The organism is Rathayibacter sp. KR2-224, assembly GCF_049446075.1.
Lineage (GTDB): Bacteria > Actinomycetota > Actinomycetes > Actinomycetales > Microbacteriaceae > Humibacter.
Window position 1 is genome coordinate 1,565,189 of record NZ_JBMSEB010000001.1, and the last position, 19,166, is coordinate 1,584,354.

Consider the following 19,166-nt stretch of genomic DNA (forward strand, 5'->3'; position numbering starts at 1 on the left):
CAATTCGGTCATGAGGACTACTCGCTGGGTACCGGCGGAGTAAGTCGGCGTTCAGTGTTCTCGGCAGTCGGAACACTCATCGTCTGCTCGTCGAACGGCAACTCGCCGTCAAGCACGCGCTGCACGCGGTTCTTATCGATCTCTCGCGTCCACGTGCCGACCAGCACGGTCGCGACCGCGTTCCCCGTGAAGTTCGTCAGCGCACGTGCCTCTGACATGAACCTGTCGATGCCCACGATGAGACCGACGCCGTCGAGCAGCTGCGGCCGGTAGACCTGGAGACCGCCGGCCAGGGTCGCGAGGCCGGCACCGCTGACGCCTGCGGCACCCTTCGAGGCGATCATCATGAACAGCAGCAGGGCGATCTGCTCGCCGATGGACATCGGCTTGCCGACCGCGTTCGAGACGAAGATCGACGCCATCGTCAAATAGATCGCTGTGCCGTCGAGGTTGAACGAATAGCCGGTCGGCACGGTGATGCCGACGACCGGCTTGGAGACGCCCAGGTGCTCCATCTTCGCCATGAGACGTGGCAGTGCCGCTTCGGACGACGACGTCGAGAAGATGATGAGGTACTCCCGCGCCAGATACTTCATGAGACTGAAGATGCTGATGCCGCTCGCAAGGCGAAGCACGGTGCCTAGCACGAGCACGATGAACACGACGCACGTGATGTAGAAGCCGCCCATCATGGTCGCCATCCCGACGAGCGCCTTGCCGCCGCTGGCACCCACGACGCCTGCGATCGCTCCGAACGCGCCAAGGGGTGCTACCCACATGATCATCATGAGGATCCGGAACACCAGTGCCTGCGCCGTTTCGATCACCTTCAGCACGGGCCGGCCCTTCTCTCCCATCCGCTGCAGCGCGAACCCGGTGATGAGGGCGATCAGCAGTGCCTGCAGCACGTTCCCGCTCGTCAACGCCGAAAGCAGCGAGACGGGAATGATGCCGAGGATGAAGTCGGATGCCGTCGATTCACCAGTCGCAGCCACCTGATAGTGCGCGCCCGACAGATCGAGACCGCTGCCCGGGTTCAGCAGGTTTCCGACGACGAGCCCGATGGTCAACGCGAACGTCGACATGACGATGAAGTAACCGAGAGCAAGTCCGCCGATCTTGCCCACGGTGGCCGCTTTCGCGATGGAACCGACCCCGAGCACGATCGTGCAGAAGATCACCGGCGTGATCATCATCTTGATCAGATTGACGAACCCCGCGCCGATCGGCTGTAAACCGACTGCGAAGCCGGGGAAGATCAGCCCTACGGCGATGCCGGCGATCACGCCGATGATCACCAGCAGGTAGAGGAGATGCGATTTGTCCAACCGCTTCTGTCGTAGTGGCGCCGTTGCCATCTGAGGTTCCTTTGATCTGAGCCCGCACCTGCGCGGGCCATCGAGCAGGGTCGACCCATGCTCGCTCGGGGCGGACCCGTGTCGATGCTTGTGGTCATACTGTTCGCGCAGGGATCCACGCCAAGGCGGGAGAATGACGTGTGATCAAGAGGCTGATCGGGCGAGGAAGCGTCGCCTCGAGGCTCTTCGCTGCGCAATCGGTCTTCGTGCTCGCGCTCAGCGGCGTCGCATTGCTCGGCCTCTGGCTGGATGCGAACCAGCGCGTGGACCAGGATGCCCGAGCGCGCACGCAGTCGGTCGCGGCATCCGTCGCTGACGACCCCTACGTCGTGACAGCCGTGCAGAAACCGGATCCCTCGCGCCTCCTGCAGCCGTTCGCCGTGCGGCAGATGCGGGACTCCCATGTCGACTTCATCACGATCATGAGTACGTCCGGCATCCGCTACACACATCCGGATCCCGCCGAGATCGGTAAGACCTACATCGGCACCATCGCTCCGGCACAACGCGGCCACGCGCTGACCGAGACCTACACGGGCACCCTGGGGCCGTCGGTACGGTCTGTGTATCCGGTGTTCGGCACCGGCGGAAAGGTGGTGGCCCTCGTCTCCGCCGGCGTCACCGTGGGGAGCGTGGGGGCCACCGTGAACGCGCAGCTGCCGTTCGTGGTCGGTTCCGCGCTCGTGCTGCTTCTGCTCGGCGGGCTCGAGGCCCTGCTTCTGCACCGCTACCTGAATCGTGTGACGCACAGCATGGGTCCGGAGGAACTGGAGCGCATGTTCTCGTACTACGAGGCTGTGCTCTATTCGGTGCGCGAGGGGCTGCTTCTGGTGGACGCCGGCGGAATGGTCACGCTGTACAACCAGAGGGCTGCACAACTGCTGAACCTACCCACGCCCGATGTGAACGATCGCCGGGCGAGGATGCCCGTGGCAGAGATGCCGATTCCGGAGACGTTGCGCGCGCTGCTGGCCGGCGGGGACCGCGTTCACGATCTGGTGCAGCTCACTGACGATCGGGTGCTCGTCATCAACCAGGAGCCGGCGAAGGCTCCCGGCCGCTCGCGGCTGCCCGGCAGGCTCGGAACGGTGACCACGATCCGAGACCACACCGAGCTCCAGCAGTTGACCGGGGAATTGCAGACCATGCGCACGCTGGCCGACTCGCTGCGCTCTCAGACACACGAGTTCTCCAACAAGCTGCACACGATGGTGTCGCTGATCGAGCTCGATCGAACGGCGGAGGCTCTCGAGTTCGCTACAGAGGAGCTCGCGGTCAATCAGCTCTTGGCCGATCAGGTGGTCGGCTCGATCGACGAGCCCGTGCTGGCCGCTCTGGTTCTTGGCAAGACGAGCCAGGCCCAGGAACGCGGGGTGCAGCTCAGGGTGAGCACCGCCTCGACGAGCATGCGACCGGACGTGAACACGGCAGATCTGGTCACCATCGTCGGCAATCTGCTCGACAACGCCATCGACTCGGCCGCGGATTCAGCCGAGTCCTGGGTCTCTCTCGAACTCTCGACGGAAAGCGAAGAAGGCGGCACCGGCTTCGTGATCAGGGTGTCCGACAGCGGTCCGGGCGTCGCTCCGGAACACGAGGATGCCATCTTCGAGCGCGGCTACTCGACGAAGCAGTCGGGACATAACCGGGGATACGGCCTGGCTTTGGTCGCCCAGGCCGTCCGGCGCAGCGGAGGCTCGATCCGTCACCTGAACGGCGCACCGGGTGCTGTCTTCGTCGTGGCTCTGCCGCTGCCGACGACGGCCGAGCAGGCCGCGGGGGCAGCATCCCGCGGGTCAGGGTCTGGCGAAGCCGGGCCACCGCGGCGACTGGAACGGTTTCAAGATCTGGCGGCGTCCGATGATTAGCGTCCTCGTCGTCGAAGACGAGGAGATAGCCGCGGCCGCGCACGCGGAGTATGTGCGCCGAGTAGACGGGTTCCGGCTCGCGGGCATTGCCAGGACCGGCGAGGAAGCCGTGCGGATGCTGCGGGAAGCGCGTGCCGGCGGAATCGACCTCGTGCTGCTCGACATGAATCTTCCGGACATGCCGGGGCTGGTCGTCGCGGGGAGGGTCCGCGCGCTCGGCATTCCGGCAGACATCATCGCTGTCACCGCCGTGCGCGAGCTCGGAATGGTGCGCAACGCGCTCTCGCTCGGCGTCGTGCAGTACCTGATCAAGCCCTTCACGTTCTCCGCGTTGCGAGACAAGCTCGAGCACTATCTGCAGTTTCGGCAGTCGCTGCCGCGCGGAGCGATGCAGACGTCGCAGGCGGAAGTCGATCGGGCACTCGCGGCGCTGCGCACCCCCTCGGCGCCGTCGATGCCCAAGGGCCTGTCGTCTGACACGCTCGAACGGGTGACGGCGCTGCTGCGGGCCGAAGACCACGCCTTCTCGGCCGCGGAGGTCTCTTCAACGCTCGCCATCTCTCGAGTGACAGCGCGCCGATATCTGGAGCACCTGGCCGACAGCGGCCTCGTCTACAGGACGCCTCGGCACGGCACGCCTGGACGTCCCGAGCTCGAGTACCGCTGTCGCTGAACCACGCATCCCGGCACGCTCTCCGACGAGAGGCGTGCCAGGGCGTCACCCGGCGCGGTTCAGCCCTTCGCAGGCTTGTGAACCACGAACACGCGCTTCACGGATGCCGCAGGGGTGAACCCGCTGCCTCCAGCCTGCTCGGCCGTGATGTGGCACACACCCGTGCTGATCACGTGCACCGTGCTGCCGTCGATGGTGCATGATCCGGTCGCGGAGAACGAGACGGGCAGCCCCGAGCTCGCGGTCGCCTGCAGCGAGAAGTCGGGCGCCCCCAGGTCGACCGGTTCGGGTTTCGGGAACGAGATGGTCTGGGCGACCGGCGCGGCGTACACCTGCGCCTCGACGATGCCTGCGGCCCAGTCTGCCTCGTTGCCGTTGTGGTCGTTGACCACGTCGGCGACATCGACGCGAACGTACCGATACGAGCCGGTCAGGTCGTCGCTCGTGAATCCGGTGCTGCGGTTGGCGAGGCGGGCGACGATCCGCGTCCAGTTCGTGCCGTCTGCACTTCCGTACACCGCGTATCCGCTGTACGTCTCCGACCCGTTGTAACTGCGCCAGCTCAGGTCGATCCGGCTCACGTCGAACGCACGACCGAGATCCACCTGCCAGGAGTACGGAACGCTCGAGGGTTGGAAGTAGTTCGAGTCGTCGCCGCTCAGGTTCAGGTTGAAGACGTTCCCGTCGTTCGCAGCTGTTGCCGGATGTCCGTCGACTGCGCTGCTCGCCGTCGCAGGTTTGCCCTGCGAGACCAGTTGCACAGACGGCTGCTGAACCAACCCCGTCTTCTCAGCGAACGACACCGTCGGCTGGTACTGCATCGAGACGGACGGCGTGGCACCCTCGAGGCCGTCGAAGTCGAGCGGGAGCCATACGTAGGTCGACGTGCCCAGCGCCGCCGGGTTCCAGTGGTCGCCCTGGTAGAGGTACTGGGTTCCGCCTTTCGCCTGCAGGGTGAGGATACTCGTCGGCTGGCTGTAGAAGGTGCTGTTGTTCCCTACGGGCTGCAGCGCTGACCATCCGTTGGGGTCAGCGATGTTCTTCGTGTATGAATACATCGCCTGGTTGGGGTACCAGCCGGACTGACTGGAGGTGAACACGAAGTAGTAGTCGCCGGCCTTCACGAGCGCCGGCGCCTCACGGCGGCCGCCGGCGAACAGCACGTAGGAGTTCTGCCAGTCCACGTCGGTGTCGCCGTCGATCAGGCGGTACACGCGCATGTCGTTGCCGTTCTGGGCCGAGACGATGTAGGCGTCGCCGGTCGACGGGTCCTGATAGACGGTGAAATCGCGCGATCCGTACCCCCACAGCTTGTCCGTGCCGGTGTAGGTGGGGTCGGCGTCTGGGCTCGTGACGTGTCCGGCACCCGGCCGGAAGTCGCGCACGAAGGTGTAGTCGCCATCGATCGTCTTGCTGGTGGCGACCATGAGGTGCGACGCGGAGTAGTCGCTCGAACGTTCCCAGTGCGCCCACAGTACGAACGTCTTCGATGCCGCGTCGTAGACGATCTTGGGCCGTTCCACCTTGGAGTCGGTGAGTTCTGGGGAACTCGCACGGGTGAGCACGTCGTGATCGAACGCCCAGTTCTTCAGGTCGCTGGACTTGTAGAGGCTGAGTGTGGAGAAGTTCGAGGAGTTGTCCGACTTGTTCTCGCCGACCCAGTAGTACCAGGAGCCGACTTTGATGATGCCGCCGCCATGGGCCTGGATGGGCGAGCCTGAGGTGTCGTACCAGGTGTGGCTATTGGGGATCGCGGTGTAGGTGCCGGGGTCCGGCTCGATGTCGTAAGCGACCTGGGTGTCGGTGCTGGCCGTGCCGTCGCTGAAGGCGATCGTGTCGATCGTTTCGGAGTCGGAGACCGTGATCGCACCGGTGTACAGGGTGCCGTTGGTCGCGGAAGCCTTCGATCCGTCGGTCGTGTAGTAAATGGTCGAGCCGGGCGTCGTTGTCGCGAGTTCGACCTTCTGCGCGTCTTTGTACGTGCCACCCGCGACGCTCGCCGTCGGGGGCGCCACCACGAACGGGGTGGTGTCGACTTTCACCGCACCCGACGCGATGCCGAACCAGCTGATGACGGGTGCTCCGCTCTGGCCGCCGATCGTCACCTCCAGCTTCTCGGGCCCGGCGGCGGCCTGCGCCGCCGTCACCGTGAACCCGCCGGTGACCATGGTCTTCGACGGTCCCTGCTTGCCCGACGTGCTGATCATCACGCCGGTCGCGATGGGCGTCGACGTGCCGTCCGCCGCGACCATCGCGACGTTGAACTGCCGGTTGTTCCACCACTCCTGGAAGCCGGCGGTCACGGTGTAGGTTCCGGCCTGGAGAGGCAGGTCGTACACGATCGGCTTCGAAGTGCTTCCCGCGCCGAGCGCGTACAGGCCGTCGGCGTAGGGATCTGTACCGGTCGCCGAGCGCTTGGCGACGTACGCGTTCCCGTCGTTGAGGTATCCCCAGGTCGCGGAGCCGGTGAACTGCTGATCGGCCACCGTGTTCACCAGGCCTGTGCCGAGCGCCTTGGCGACGGCGTCGTATGCCGGTGTCGAGGCCGACATTCCGCTGTCGACGTAGTACAGCGTGCTCGCAGGCACGACCTGCACCTGTGCCGTGACGTTCAGACCGTTCACGTCTCCCACGACGGAGTAGCTCTGGTAGGTGCGTGCGAACGTGTACCCGGAAAGGTTCCAGCTCACCGCCTCGGTCTGCTGTCCCGTCGCCGTGTTCACGGCCACTTCCGACGGCAGCTTCGGGGTCTCCCTTGTTGTCGTCGCGACGACGATGGGCGAGACGAGCGAGGTGGGCACCGGCTCGGCCGCCTGCGCGCCACCCTGGGTCAGCAGTGTCGTCAGCACCGCGGATGCCGTCACCAGCGCCGCCCCCGCGACGCGACGTCGCGTTCGCCGCGTTCGTCCGGGTGAACTCGTCGACTTCTTCGTCATCGATGTGCCTCTCTGCATCATCACTGGGAGCATCTCAGCTCGGGCGGCGTCGTGATCGCGGACTTGGGCCCGGAATGTTTACGCAAACATTGTGACCTTATCGATCGAGGTCGCGCGACGTCAAGGAATCGAACACGCTCGAACGCGCGGGACATACCTGCGCGGTTTCGCGAACGCGGGGCGTTGTGACCGTCGTCGCCTCTGCCAGGTACGAGGCCGGCCACGACGAGCCCTCGCATGGGATGCCCCTCCTGCCCCGATCGTCTCGGTGGGGCCGGAGGGGCATCGTCATGGGGCCGCGCCGGCCGAGATCATCCCTTGACGGCGCCTGCCGCGATGTTGGCGATGAAGTGCCGCGAACCGATGATGAAGATCGCGATCAGCGGCAGCACGCTGATCAAAGCCCCCGCCATGACCCAGCCGTAGTTGGTCGAGTACAGGCTGTTCAAAGCAGCGAGCGCGGTCTGAACGGTTTGCGTTCCCGGATTCACCAGCACCACCAACGGCCACACGTAGTCGTTCCACGCGCCGATGAAGGTGAAGATGCCGAGGAAGGCGACGCCGCCACGCACCATGGGAAGTCCGATGCTCCAGTAAGTACGGAAGAATCCGGCCCCGTCCATCCGCGCCGACTCGACGAGCTCGTTCGGCAGTGACGACTCGAAGAACTGCCGCAGCAGGAAGATGCCGAAGGCGTTGGCCGCGCCAGGGATGATCAACGCCTGAAGCCCGCCGACCCACCCCAGCTTGCTCATGAGAACGAAGCTCGGCACCAGCGACAGGCTGCCCGGGATCAGGAACGTGGTGAGCAGGATGCCGAACAGCACCTTCTTTCCGGGGAACTCGAACTTGGCGAAGGTGAAAGCGGCCAGCGAGTCGAAGAACATCACCAAAAGGGCGCACGAGCCGGACACGATGAAGGAGTTCAGCACTGCCCGGAACAGGTCGATGCTTCCGAGCACGCCCTTGATGTTCGGCCACAGCTGGTTGCCCGGAAGCAGATCGGGCGGATAGCCGAAGATCTGCGCTGTGCTCTGGGTAGACATCGCGAACAGCCAATAGAACGGGAACAGCGAGAGGAGAACGCCGACCCAGATGCACGCGTGCGTGACGATACGCCAGACAAGCCGCTTCTTGCGCGCTGTTCGACCCTCGAACTCACTCACATTGCGCACGGCCGCCGGCTCAAGGGATGGAGTCATCGTGGTCACCGTGCCACCTCCTTCTTCGCCTTTGAGCGCTCGGACATCCGGGTGAACATCCCGGGGACCGCCGTTCCGAACTCGTTCTCTTTGCGTCCGTTCACAAGTCGCCAGTTCACGATCGCGAACAACAGCACGAGCACGAACAGCGCCCATGCGATGGCCGACCCGTAACCGAAGTCGAAGTGAGTGAACGCCTGGTTGTACTGGTAGAGCACGATCGTCATACCGGCGTTGTTGGTGCCTCCGTTGTTCCCGAGCAGCACCTGCGGCTCCGTGAACAGTGAGAGGCCGCCGATGGTGGACGTGATGACCGTGAAGAGGATCACGGGGCGCAGGAGCGGCACCGTGATGCGCGAGAAGATGCGCCACGTGCTCGCGCCGTCGACCCGTGCCGAGTCGTAGAGCTCGGTGGAGATCGCCTGCAGCCCGGCGAGATAGATGATCGCGTTGTACCCGGTGTAGCGCCAGATCACCATGATGGCGATGGTCACCTTGATGCCCCAAGGGTCCGACAACCACTGCACTCCGGCGTCCGTTCCCCCGAGCCATTTCAGGAACGAGTTGGCAAGGCCGAACTGGTCGGAGAACACCGAGCCGAACACGACCGCCATTGCGACCATCGAGGTGACGTTCGGAACGAAGAACGCGAGCCGGTAGAAGGACTTCAGCCGCAGGTTCTGGTGCAGCAGGAAGGCGATCACCAGTGCCATGAACAGCATGGGGACGGTCGAGAGAAACCAGATGATGAACGTGTTGCCGACGGACTGCCAGAAGATCGGGTCAGCCACAAGGTAGAGGTACTGGTGGAGGCCGACGAACTTCATCGCCCCCATGCCGTCCCAGTCCGTGAACGAGATCACGATCGAGAAAACGATGGGAAAGGCTCCGAACACGAGGAACAGGAGGTAGAACGGCGCGATGGCCACGTACTGCGGCCAGAACCGACGCGCGGGTGTCTTCTTGGCAACGGCGAGAGGAGTGTTACGGGGCTTGGGTCGTAGCGGGATCCCCGTCGTCTGTGCGGTCATACGTTCACCCCGTGCTTCTGAAGGACTCGGTTCGTCTGGGTCACGGCGTCATCCCATGCCCTGTCGGGGTCCTTACCCCCGGCCTCCACGTTGGTGATCTCCGTCGTGAAGAAGTTCGCGATCTGCTCGTACGGCGAGACGAAGGCCGTCGGCACCGTCGCTGCCTGCTTCTTGAAGAACTCGAGCGAGTTCTGCGATCCGAAGAACCCGCGGCTGGCATCCTTCATGATTCCGCTGGTCAGGGCGTCTGGTGCCGAAGGGAAGAGCTGCACCTCGTTGTACGTCTGCGCCTGATGAGTGGCGGTCTGCGACCAGGCGATGAACCTGTACGCGGCCTCCGGATCCTTGCAGGTGTCAGGGATGGCGAGGAAGGAGCCGCCGCTGTTTCCGGCCCTGACCGGCTGGGACGCCAGGCGCCACTTGCCCTTGGTGGCCGGCGCGGTGCTCAGCAGGATCTGTGCCCACCAGACAGCCTCGATATGGCCGGCGGTCTTGCCGCTGATCCACGCAGCGTTCTGATCCGTGGCCAGTTGCTGGTTGCCCAGCACGCCGGCCTTGATGGCCTTCACCGTGGTATTCCAGGCGTCCCGCACTGCGGAGGTCTCGTTCATGTACAGGGGCTTGCCCGTGCGGCTGAAGTAGCGCTCCGGCGACGCGTTGACGATCTGGCTGAACAACTGCACGGAGTCCATCAGCATGTGACTGCCGACGTTCGCCTTGAGCTTGCGGCCGAACTCGATCCATTCGTCCCAGGTACGGATCGAAGCAGACACAGCGTCGGGCTCGGAGGGAAGGCCGGCTTTGGCGAAGATGTCGTAGCGGTAATAGAACCCCGTCGGACCGCTGTCGATCGGGAAGAAGCACATGCGTCCGGTCGGTGTGATGCCGTAGTCCCATTTCCACGGGAAGTACCTGTTCTTCAGGTCTTGTGCGCCGAACTGGTTCAGGTCGACGAACATCGACTCATCGGGGAAGTACAGCGAGACGTTCGAGTTGATGGCGGTGATGTCGGGAACGTACGCGTGGCCGGCCAGGCTGGTGCGGAGCTTCGTGTCCCAGTTCGAATTCGGCGGTTGCTGCGAAATCAGGGACATGTTCGTGCCCGGAATGCCTGCCGCCGCTTGTTTGAGCACGCCTGGACCCATCGAGCGGTTCCAGTACCACAGCACCAGCTCTTTCGGATCGGTAGAAACGGATGTCTGAGATGCGCATCCGGTAAGGCCGCCGGCGAGGGCGAGAAGACTCACCCCCGCCGTTCCGGTCAGTAGCGATCTCCGTGAAAGTGCGGTCATAAGCCCCTCGCTTCTCGACTCTGAGTTCCTGGGGATGGGCCGGTCGGAGACCGAACCCGAACGATGCCGCGGGCTCCCGTTCTACTCGATCGGAAGCGGTACGGTGTCGCCCACCTTGGTTTCGTGAACGTTCACGATGCGGTCACACTGGCACCCCCCATATGGGGCTGTCAAGACTTCTGTCGCGATTCGCCGGCATCGACGCTTGTCGTTCACGGCGAAGCGCATGCGTGCGCCGGTGGCTCCGTCCACGTCGTTTCAGGAAACGAGAAGGGGCGATGGGCCGTGTCGCTGACACGGCAGCGTCGGTGGGGGCGATGGTCGCCGTCCCCGTACAATCGGCAGCCATGGAGATGAACCGCAGGGCGACGATCGTCGACATCGCGTCCGCTGTCGGTGTCTCCCGGCAGACCGTGAGCCGGGCCATGAATGACATGCCTGGAATCCGGGCGCAGACCAAGGAACGAGTTCTCGAGGCCGCGCGGACTCTCGGCTATCGACCATCCCGCTTTGGCAGAGGCCTCGTCAAGCGCGGACAACAGACGGTCGGCCTCATGGTGAACAACCTCACCAACCCGTACTTCCCAGAACTGGCAGCGGCCGTCGTGGCGAGCGCCGCGCGTCTGGACTGGTCCGTCGTACTCCTTGACACCAGCCTCATCGACGACCAGCGCGCGCTCCTGACGGCGCTCGCGCCGCAGATCGACGCGCTCCTCGGCTACGTGAGTCTGAGCAGGCGGGAGCTCGAGCCGATCCTCCCCGGCGTACCCGTGATCGGCATCGATGCGGGTTTTCAGCAGGGCGGACCGAACTGGGGCGGCGTCGAGTTCGATTTGGCGCCCGGCGTTCGCGAAGCGGTGGCGCATCTGCTCTCGCGGGGCGTCAAGCGTCCGCTCGTCCTCGACAGCTCCGAGGTTGGCGCACCGATGACGGGCCGGGCCAGGCTCATCGCGGACGAGTGGCGGGCCAGCGGCATCGAGGTCGCGCTGGTGCAGACGGGCAGAGACGACGTCAACTCCGCCGCCGAGTCCACCGCGTCGAACCTCGATCTCGTCCGCCGGGCCGACGCCATCATGGCGTTCAACGACTACTCAGCGTTCGGTGCGATGAAGACGATGCATCGCAACGGCATCCGGGTGCCCGAGGACGTACGCCTGGTCGGCATCGACGGCCTGGCGGCCGGCACGTACACGATCCCGGAGCTCACGACGCTAGGCGTCGACATGAGCGAAGCGGCCGAGGCTGCCATGTCGGTCGCCCGCTCCCTGCTCGATCCCGAGCAGCCGTCGACGGGACGCTGGCTGCGGGTGCGGCATCGGCTGATCCTGCGCGAATCCGCCTGAGTCGGCCTCGACTGGTCCCCGGCGTGCCCGCCAGACGACGGAACCCCCGGCATCCATGGATGCTCGGGGGTTCCGTTCGTGCGCTAGGTGTTACTTGGCTTCCGACTCACCGGCGTCGACGTTGTCGTCGTCGGTCTCGGTCGCCTCGACGGCCTCAGCCGCCTCATCGGCCGCCTCGGTCTCGGCGGCAGCCTCTACCGGCTCGCTCGCCGGAGTCTCCTCGACCTCGGTAGCCTCGGCATCCTTCGTGGACTCCTCGGCGGCCGCGGCCTCTTCGGCGGCTACCTTCGCGGCAGGCGAGGGCGGTGCGGCCGGGGTCTTGCGCTTCGGCGTCACGGGCTCGAGCACCAGTTCGATGACAGCCATGGGCGCGTTGTCGCCCTTGCGGTTGCCGATCTTGGTGATGCGCGTGTATCCGCCCTGGCGGTCCGCCACCTGGGGTGCGATCACGTCGAAGAGCTCGTACACCACGCCCTTGTCGTGGATGACGCCGAGCACGCGGCGGCGAGCGTGCAGGTCACCGCGCTTGGCGAAGGTCACCAGGCGTTCGGCGAGCGGACGCAGGCGCTTGGCCTTGGTCTCGGTGGTCGTGATTCGCTTGTGCGTGAACAGCGCAGCGGCCAGGTTCGCGAGCAGGAGTCGCTCGTGGGCAGGGCCGCCTCCGAGGCGAGGACCCTTGGTCGGCTTAGGCATTGTCGTATTTCTCCGTTGTCATTCGAGATGTGATGAGCGTGCGTGGCGACGAATCAGCGGTATTCGTCGTCACCGGCGCTGTAGAAGTGGGTGCCGTCGAACCCGGGAACCGAGTCCTTGAGCGACAGGCCCATCTCCGTCAGCTTGTCCTTGACCTCATCCACCGACTTCTGACCGAAGTTACGGATGTTCATGAGCTGCGTCTCGGAGAGCGAGACGAGTTCGCTGACGTTGTTGATGCCCTCGCGCTTGAGGCAGTTGTACGAGCGCACCGAGAGCTCGAGGTCCTCGATCGGCATGGACAGCTCCGAGCTGAGAACGGCGTCGACCGGCGCGGGGCCGATCTCGATGCCCTCGGCCTGCGTGTTGAGCTCGCGGGCCAGGCCGAAGAGCTCCGTCAGGGTGCGTCCCGCCGAGGCGATGGCATCCCTCGGGCTGATGGCCGGCTTGGTCTCCACGTCGACCACGAGGCGGTCGAAGTCGGTGCGCTCACCGGCACGCGTGGCCTCCACGCGGTAGGTGACCTTGAGAACCGGCGAGTAGATCGAGTCGATCGGGATCTGGCCCGCCTCTGAGTACTCGTTGCGGTTCTGCTGCGCCGAGACGTAGCCGCGGCCGCGCTCGATGGTCAGTTCGACCTCGAAGCGCGCGTTCTCGTTGAGCGTCGCGATGACGAGCTCGGGGTTGTGGATCTCCACGCCGGCCGGGGCGGAGATGTCCGCGGCCGTGACCTCACCAGAGCCGGTCTTGCGCAGGTACGCGGTGATCGGCTCGTCGTGCTCGCTCGAGACGACCAGACCCTTGATGTTGAGGATGATCTCGGTGACATCCTCCTTTACGCCCGGGATGGTCGTGAACTCGTGCAGCACACCGTCGATGCGGATGCTGGTCACCGCTGCGCCCGGAATGGACGACAGCAGCGTGCGGCGGAGCGAGTTCCCGAGCGTGTATCCGAAGCCCGGCTCGAGAGGCTCGATGACGAACCGTGAGCGGAATTCCGAGATGTTCTCTTCGGTGAGCGTGGGGCGCTGTGCGATGAGCACTATTGATTCCTTTCGGCTAAGCGTCCGCTATATGACGCTTGCTCTACGAGGTATTGAGTTGTGAAAAGGCGGATTCTTAGGCGAGGCGAGCCAAGGGCGCCGGTCGGCGGCGGCATCCCACCCGCCGACCGGCAGTGCTCGGATGCCTCAGACGCGGCGACGCTTCGGGGGACGGCAGCCGTTGTGCGCCTGCGGCGTCACATCGTTGATGGAGCCCACCTCGAGGCCGGCGGCCTGAAGCGAACGGATGGCCGTCTCACGACCGGAGCCCGGTCCCTTGACGAACACGTCGACCTTCTTCATGCCGTGCTCCTGCGCCTGGCGGGCGGCCGACTCGGCGGCCAGCTGAGCCGCGAACGGCGTGGACTTGCGGGAGCCCTTGAAGCCGACGCCGCCCGAGGACGCCCAGCTGATGACGGCGCCGTTGGTGTCGGTGATCGAGACGATCGTGTTGTTGAACGTCGACTTGATGTGGGCCTGGCCCACTGCGATGTTCTTCTTTTCCTTCTTGCGCGGCTTGCGTGCGGCCGTCTTGGGTGCTGCCATGTTTTCCTACTCCTGAGATCTCGAAGCGCTGGCCCAGGCCTAGCGGGCCTTCTTCTTGCCGGCGACGGTGCGCTTCGGTCCCTTGCGGGTGCGCGCGTTGGTCTTGGTGCGCTGGCCGCGCACGGGCAGGCCGCGACGGTGGCGCAGCCCCTGGTACGAACCGATCTCGACCTTGCGGCGGATGTCGGCTGCCACCTCGCGGCGCAGGTCACCCTCCACCTTGTAGGTGCCTTCGATGTGGTCGCGAAGGGCGACGAGCTGGTCGTCGGTGAGGTCCTTCACGCGGATGTCCCCCGAGATACCGGTGGCCTTGAGCGTTTCGAGCGCGCGGGTGCGGCCGATTCCGTAGATGTAGGTGAGGGAGACTTCCACGCGCTTCTCGCGCGGAATGTCGACGCCTGCCAGACGTGCCATGTGTGGCTTCTCCTGTTGTCAGGTGGAGGTGTGGAACACGCCCGGTGCCTCGGCCTCCAACCGAAGGTGTCCCCTCGAGGGATGCGGGGCATCCGGATCGAGGTTCTTGGGTGTGCTGTTCTTCGCTGTCTTCAGTTGTGTGCGCGGATGACTGGCATCCGCAAGTCTGTGCTGCTCTCGCTTGTCACGACGCAGCGGCGAGGCGTCAGCCTTGGCGCTGTTTGTGACGCGGGTTGCTGGAGCAGATGACCATGACGCGACCGTTGCGGCGGATGACGCGGCAGTGCTCGCACATGGTCTTGACGGAGGGCTTGACCTTCATGAGTTGTTCCTTATCGCTGTCCTCGTGCACCGCGACCGATGGATGCTTCGCGCATCCCGTCGCGGGCCGTTACTTTCCGGCGACCGATTACTTGTAGCGGTAGACGATGCGGCCACGGGTGAGGTCGTAGGGGCTCAGCTCGACGATCACGCGGTCCTCGGGGAGGATGCGGATGTAGTGCTGACGCATCTTGCCCGAGATGTGGGCGAGAACCTTGTGTCCGTTGGTGAGCTCAACACGGAACATCGCATTGGGCAGCGCCTCGATGACAGATCCCTCGATCTCGATTACGCCGTCTTTTTTGGCCATAGCCTCACTATCGCTTCAGGCACATCGGTGCCGGTCGTGCGGTGGATGGATGGTGTCGGATGAACCGAGCGGATCACCGCCGGCTGCACACCGCAAAACGGGTGCAAGACACCAAAGATCTATCTTAGGGGATCCCGGGCGTGTTCGCCACTCGGATGCCGCGTCGTGCCTGGTGCAACGCCGGCTCGCGTCGTAGAATTCCCGGCTGCGGCCTCGGCGGGCGCCCGGATTCCGTCGCGCTCGGAGTTCGGTTGGGCACGACAGCGCTGGTGGCAAGAGGTGGGACAGGGACCGCTGGTCAGTTCTCGCGGGCGAGGAGCGCGGCGTTCATGGCGCGGGTCAACTCGATGTCGACAGGCACCTCCGCACCGTCGATGTGGGTGATGGGAGCGGCGAGGCGCACGCTCGAGACCAGCCACGAGGCATCCGCTCGGGCGAGCTCGACCGCAGGGACCAGGGCCTCCTCGGTTCGCAGGCCCCGTGCCGCCGCGAAGGCGAACACGCTCAACTGGCTCGTTCCTGGCAGGATGCCGATATCGGTGCGCGGCGTGACGATGCGGTCCCCGAAGCGGAGGATGACCGTCGATGTCGGCGCCTCCATGACGTAACCGTCCGAGCTCAGGAAGATGACATCGTCTGCACCGCGCCTGCGCGCCTCGCGCAGCGCCGCCATGTTGACGGCGTAGGACAGGGTCTTGGCACCGGGCAGAAGCCAGGGAGCGCGCTGCGCGACGTCGCTGGAATAGCCGCGGTCGAGCGTGACGACGCGGATGCCCGTCTCCCGCTGCGCGAAGTCGCCATCGGCAGGTGAGGCGACGATCCAGCCCGTCGGCGTGCCGCTGCCCTCGACGCCGCGCGTCAGCACGACCTTGATGCCACCCTGGCGATCGACGGGAAGGGATGCCGCGGCCAGGGTGATCGCCTGCCGCCACTGCGCCTCGTGCGGGGCGGGCAGATCGAGCAGAGCCGCCGAATTCGCCAGACGCGCCAGATGAGCGTCGAGCGCCTGAGGATGTCCTGCCACGACGCCCAACGTCTCGAACACGCCGTCGCCGCGTGCGGCTCCGAGGTCGCGCACGTCGAGCGTCGCCACGCCCGCCTCCACGCGATGGACGGTGGAATCGAGGTCTTGGCTCGGGGCGTCGGCCGGCAGCACGTCGATCATGAACACAGGCACGGTTTCGAGCCTACGGGGTCGCCGACGCTGTACTAGGCGGGCCGGACAGGCGTGATGCCGAACGGCTTCAGGCCCTCGGCCCCGCCGTCGTGTGCGGTCAGAACCCAGATGCCGTCCTTGTGCACCGCCACAGAGTGCTCCCAGTGCGCGGCAGACGAGCCGTCTTCCGTTGCCACCGTCCAGCCGTCGTCCCGCACGTACGTGTCGGGCGACCCCGTGACGACCATCGGCTCGATCGCGACGACGAGCCCCGGACGCACCTCTGGGCCCTTCTGGCGAACGCTGTAGTTGAACACGGGAGGCGCCTCGTGCATGCGCCGCCCGATGCCGTGGCCGATGTAGTCGGTGAGGATGCCGTACTCCCCCCGCGACAGGATGTACTCCTCGATCGCGTCCCCCACCTGGTTGAGATGGGATGCCCGTGCGAGCGTCGCGATGCCGTGCCAGAGCGCCTGCTCCGTGACGGTGCTGAGCGCACGGCGCTCGGCGACGAGATCCGGACGCTCCGGGTCGTCGAGCACGACCGTGAACGCCGCGTCGCCGTTCCACCCGTCGAGGATTGCCCCCGAGTCGATCGAGAGGATGTCGCCCGGCTTCAGAACGCGGTCACCTGGGATGCCATGCACGACCTCATCGTTCACCGATGCGCAGATGGTGTGCCGGTATCCGGGCTCGAGCTTGAAATTGGACGAGCCGCCGCGGGCTTCGATGGCCCGCTCGGCGAGGCCGTCGAGGTGCAGCGTGGACACGCCCGGGTTTGCCGCGGCTCGCACCGCATCGAGACTGTCGGCGGTCGCAAGGCCGGGCTCGAGCATGAGCCTCAGTTGTGCTGGCGATTTGTAGATGGAACGCCGGATGCCTGGCACGGCCCTGCCTCAGGCCGCTGCGGTGTCGCCGGCGTCGCCGATGCCGTGAGCAGCAAGAGCCTCGCGGATGCGCGCGGCTACCTCGTCGACGCTGCCGATCCCGTCGACCTCGACAAGGAGTCCGCGCTCGCGGTACACGTCGACGATGGGCGCAGTCTGCTGCGTGTAGACGTTCTGGCGGTGACGGATGGCCTCTTCCGTGTCATCCGCACGCCCCTGCTCGTGAGCGCGGTGCGTGAGCCTGCGCACGAGCTCGTCCTGGTCCGCCGTGAGGCGCACCACGGCCTCGAGCTTCCCGTCGGAAGCCAGCAGCTCGTCGAGGAACCGCACCTGCTCGAGCGTGCGCGGATACCCGTCGAGCAGGAACCCCTTCGCGGCGTCTGGCTCGGAGAGCCGGTGCGCGACGAGCTCGTTGGTGAGGTCGTCTGGAACGTAGTCGCCGGCATCCACGATCTCCTTCACGCGCACACCGAGATCGGTCTTGTGCGTGATGTGGTAGCGGAAGATGTCACCGGTGGAGATGGCGGGGATGCCGAACGCGTCCGCGATGTACGTCGCCTGGGTGCCCTTGCCCGAGCCGGGCGGGCCGACGATCAGGAGGCGAGCACCCCGCTCCCGGTTGGACTCTTCGTGCGCGGTCAACGGAGCAACCCTTCGTAATGCCTCTGCTGCAACTGCGAGTCGATCTGCTTGACCGTCTCGAGTCCGACGCCGACGATGATCAGGATCGAGGTGCCACCGAACATGAAGTTCTGGCTGGTGCCGAGCAGCGAGAAGGCCACCAGCGGGATGAGCGCGACGATCGCCAGGTAGATCGACCCTGGCAGAGTGATGCGCGTCAGCACGTAGTCGAGGTATTCGGCAGTCGGCCGCCCGGCACGGATGCCTGGGATGAAGCCTCCGTACTTCTTCATGTTGTCGGCGACCTCTTCCGGGTTGAACGTGATGGCCACGTAGAAGTATGTGAAGCCGATGATGAGGAGCGCGTACAGCAGCATGTAGAGCGGGTGGTCGCCCTTTGTCAGGTAGTCGGTGATCCAGGAGACCCACGGTGCGGGAGCCTTGCCAGGCGCCGGCTGGTTGAACTGGGCGATCAGCGCCGGCAGGTAGAGCAGGCTGGAGGCGAAGATCACCGGGATGACACCGGCCATGTTGACCTTGATCGGGATGTAGGTGTTGTTGCCGCCGTAGGTGCGCCGCCCGACCATGCGTTTCGCGTACTGCACGGGGATGCGCCGCTGCGACTGCTCGACGAAGACCACGGCCGCCACGATGAACAGGCCGATCACGATCACGATGAGGAAGACCTCGAAGCTCTGCGTCTGCTCCACGGCCCACAACGAGGCGGGGAACTGCGCGGCGATCGAGGTGAAGATGAGCAGCGACATTCCGTTGCCGATGCCCTTCTCGGTCACCAGCTCGCCCATCCACATGATGAGGCCGGTGCCCGCGGTCATCGTGACGACCATCAGCAGAACGGCGTACCACGAGTCATCCGTGATCAGCTGCGAGCACTGCGACGTGCTGTTGGAGCCGAACAGGGCGCCGCTGCGCGCCACGGTGATGAGGGTCGTCGACTGCAGCACGCCCAGCGCGATCGTGAGGTAGCGCGTGTACTGCGTGAGCTTCGACTGCCCGGCCTGGCCCTCCTTGTAGAGCGCCTCGAAGTGCGGGATGACCACGCGCAGCAGCTGCACGATGATCGACGCCGTGATGTACGGCATGATGCCGAGCGCGAAGATGGAGAGCTTCAGCAGCGCACCGCCGCTGAACAGGTTCACCAACTCGTAGAGGCCCGTGGTGCCCTGGTTGGCCGACAGACACGCCTGAACGTTGCTGAAGTCGACGAACGGTGCCGGGATGAACGAGCCAAGACGGAACAGCGCGATGATCCCCAGCGAGAAGGCGATCTTCTTGCGGAGGTCAGGGGTGCGGAGAATCCGCCCGATGGCGTTGAACAAGTGAGGTCCTGCTTTCCGGTACAAGGCCCTGGCAGCAGTCGGAGTCGACCGGCTGGTGGCAGAACCCAAAGGAATCGGGCCGGGGGCCTGTGCGGCCACCCGACCCGACTACTTTACGGGGTGAATCCGGAT

18 protein-coding genes are annotated in these 19,166 nt (G+C 65.2%); 3 read left to right on the top strand and 15 right to left on the bottom strand.

Annotated elements, in window-relative coordinates; all coding sequences use genetic code 11:
- Nucleotides 1–17 precede the first annotated feature (17 nt).
- Entirely contained in the window at nucleotides 18–1,358 is a 1,341-nt protein-coding gene (locus ACO2Q7_RS07130; RefSeq protein WP_423354910.1) for a cation:dicarboxylate symporter family transporter, read from the bottom strand.
- 140 nt (nucleotides 1,359–1,498) lie between these two features.
- Between ACO2Q7_RS07130 and ACO2Q7_RS07135 the strand changes: the two genes are divergently transcribed.
- Nucleotides 1,499–3,226: a sensor histidine kinase gene (locus ACO2Q7_RS07135; protein ID WP_423354911.1), complete on the top strand. Its 1,728-nt coding sequence runs from the start codon at nucleotides 1,499–1,501 to the stop codon at nucleotides 3,224–3,226.
- Nucleotides 3,219–3,899 carry a response regulator gene (locus ACO2Q7_RS07140; protein WP_423354912.1) on the top strand — a complete coding sequence of 227 codons (681 nt, stop codon included), beginning with the start codon at nucleotides 3,219–3,221 and terminating at the stop codon, nucleotides 3,897–3,899. Before ACO2Q7_RS07135 ends, ACO2Q7_RS07140 begins: the two co-directional genes overlap by 8 nt.
- 59 nt (nucleotides 3,900–3,958) lie before the next feature.
- Here ACO2Q7_RS07140 and ACO2Q7_RS07145 read toward each other — a convergent pair whose 3' ends face one another.
- The 4 genes from ACO2Q7_RS07145 to ACO2Q7_RS07160 all read right to left on the bottom strand — a co-directional run bounded on the left by ACO2Q7_RS07145 (nucleotide 3,959) and on the right by ACO2Q7_RS07160 (nucleotide 10,315).
- The gene (locus tag ACO2Q7_RS07145) at nucleotides 3,959–6,835 is read right to left on the bottom strand and encodes a chitobiase/beta-hexosaminidase C-terminal domain-containing protein (RefSeq protein ID WP_423354913.1); all 2,877 of its coding nucleotides are present in this window, start codon (nucleotides 6,833–6,835) and stop codon (nucleotides 3,959–3,961) included.
- A gap of 311 nt (nucleotides 6,836–7,146) precedes the next feature.
- Nucleotides 7,147–8,037, bottom strand: coding sequence for a carbohydrate ABC transporter permease (locus ACO2Q7_RS07150; protein ID WP_423355990.1), 891 nt, complete (start codon nucleotides 8,035–8,037; stop codon nucleotides 7,147–7,149).
- Between the two features lie 5 nt (nucleotides 8,038–8,042).
- Nucleotides 8,043–9,068, bottom strand: coding sequence for a carbohydrate ABC transporter permease (locus ACO2Q7_RS07155; RefSeq protein ID WP_423354914.1), 1,026 nt, complete (start codon nucleotides 9,066–9,068; stop codon nucleotides 8,043–8,045).
- Complete coding sequence (locus ACO2Q7_RS07160) at nucleotides 9,065–10,315, bottom strand: ABC transporter substrate-binding protein (protein ID WP_423354915.1); 1,251 nt, start codon at nucleotides 10,313–10,315, stop codon at nucleotides 9,065–9,067. Before ACO2Q7_RS07160 ends, ACO2Q7_RS07155 begins: the two co-directional genes overlap by 4 nt.
- A gap of 323 nt (nucleotides 10,316–10,638) precedes the next feature.
- Between ACO2Q7_RS07160 and ACO2Q7_RS07165 the strand changes: the two genes are divergently transcribed.
- Nucleotides 10,639–11,703 carry a LacI family DNA-binding transcriptional regulator gene (locus ACO2Q7_RS07165; protein ID WP_423354916.1) on the top strand — a complete coding sequence of 355 codons (1,065 nt, stop codon included), beginning with the start codon at nucleotides 10,639–10,641 and terminating at the stop codon, nucleotides 11,701–11,703.
- A gap of 90 nt (nucleotides 11,704–11,793) precedes the next feature.
- Here ACO2Q7_RS07165 and rplQ read toward each other — a convergent pair whose 3' ends face one another.
- The 10 genes from rplQ to secY form a co-directional block, all read right to left on the bottom strand.
- Nucleotides 11,794–12,396, bottom strand: a complete 603-nt coding sequence (gene rplQ / locus ACO2Q7_RS07170) for a 50S ribosomal protein L17 (RefSeq protein WP_423354917.1) — start codon at nucleotides 12,394–12,396, stop codon at nucleotides 11,794–11,796.
- Nucleotides 12,397–12,449: 53 nt separating this feature from the next.
- Nucleotides 12,450–13,439 (bottom strand): DNA-directed RNA polymerase subunit alpha, encoded by a 990-nt coding sequence (locus tag ACO2Q7_RS07175; RefSeq protein ID WP_423354918.1) that lies wholly within the window; start codon nucleotides 13,437–13,439, stop codon nucleotides 12,450–12,452.
- Between the two features lie 147 nt (nucleotides 13,440–13,586).
- Nucleotides 13,587–13,985, bottom strand: a complete 399-nt coding sequence (gene rpsK, locus ACO2Q7_RS07180) for a 30S ribosomal protein S11 (RefSeq protein ID WP_170024924.1) — start codon at nucleotides 13,983–13,985, stop codon at nucleotides 13,587–13,589.
- 39 nt (nucleotides 13,986–14,024) lie between these two features.
- The gene (gene rpsM / locus ACO2Q7_RS07185) at nucleotides 14,025–14,399 is read right to left on the bottom strand and encodes a 30S ribosomal protein S13 (protein WP_423354919.1); all 375 of its coding nucleotides are present in this window, start codon (nucleotides 14,397–14,399) and stop codon (nucleotides 14,025–14,027) included.
- A gap of 205 nt (nucleotides 14,400–14,604) precedes the next feature.
- Nucleotides 14,605–14,721 carry a 50S ribosomal protein L36 gene (rpmJ, locus tag ACO2Q7_RS07190; protein WP_423354920.1) on the bottom strand — a complete coding sequence of 39 codons (117 nt, stop codon included), beginning with the start codon at nucleotides 14,719–14,721 and terminating at the stop codon, nucleotides 14,605–14,607.
- Nucleotides 14,722–14,808: 87 nt separating this feature from the next.
- Complete coding sequence (gene infA / locus ACO2Q7_RS07195; protein ID WP_011186713.1) at nucleotides 14,809–15,030, bottom strand: translation initiation factor IF-1; 222 nt, start codon at nucleotides 15,028–15,030, stop codon at nucleotides 14,809–14,811.
- A 298-nt stretch (nucleotides 15,031–15,328) separates the two neighbouring features.
- A complete protein-coding gene (locus ACO2Q7_RS07200) occupies nucleotides 15,329–16,207 on the bottom strand; it encodes an aminodeoxychorismate lyase (RefSeq protein ID WP_423354921.1) in 879 nt (292 codons plus the stop codon).
- A 32-nt stretch (nucleotides 16,208–16,239) separates the two neighbouring features.
- Nucleotides 16,240–17,073 (bottom strand): type I methionyl aminopeptidase, encoded by an 834-nt coding sequence (map, locus tag ACO2Q7_RS07205; RefSeq protein ID WP_423354922.1) that lies wholly within the window; start codon nucleotides 17,071–17,073, stop codon nucleotides 16,240–16,242.
- A gap of 9 nt (nucleotides 17,074–17,082) precedes the next feature.
- A complete protein-coding gene (locus ACO2Q7_RS07210; RefSeq protein WP_423354923.1) occupies nucleotides 17,083–17,715 on the bottom strand; it encodes an adenylate kinase in 633 nt (210 codons plus the stop codon).
- Nucleotides 17,712–19,034, bottom strand: a complete 1,323-nt coding sequence (gene secY / locus ACO2Q7_RS07215) for a preprotein translocase subunit SecY (RefSeq protein WP_423354924.1) — start codon at nucleotides 19,032–19,034, stop codon at nucleotides 17,712–17,714. Before secY ends, ACO2Q7_RS07210 begins: the two co-directional genes overlap by 4 nt.
- Nucleotides 19,035–19,166: the final 132 nt, after the last annotated feature.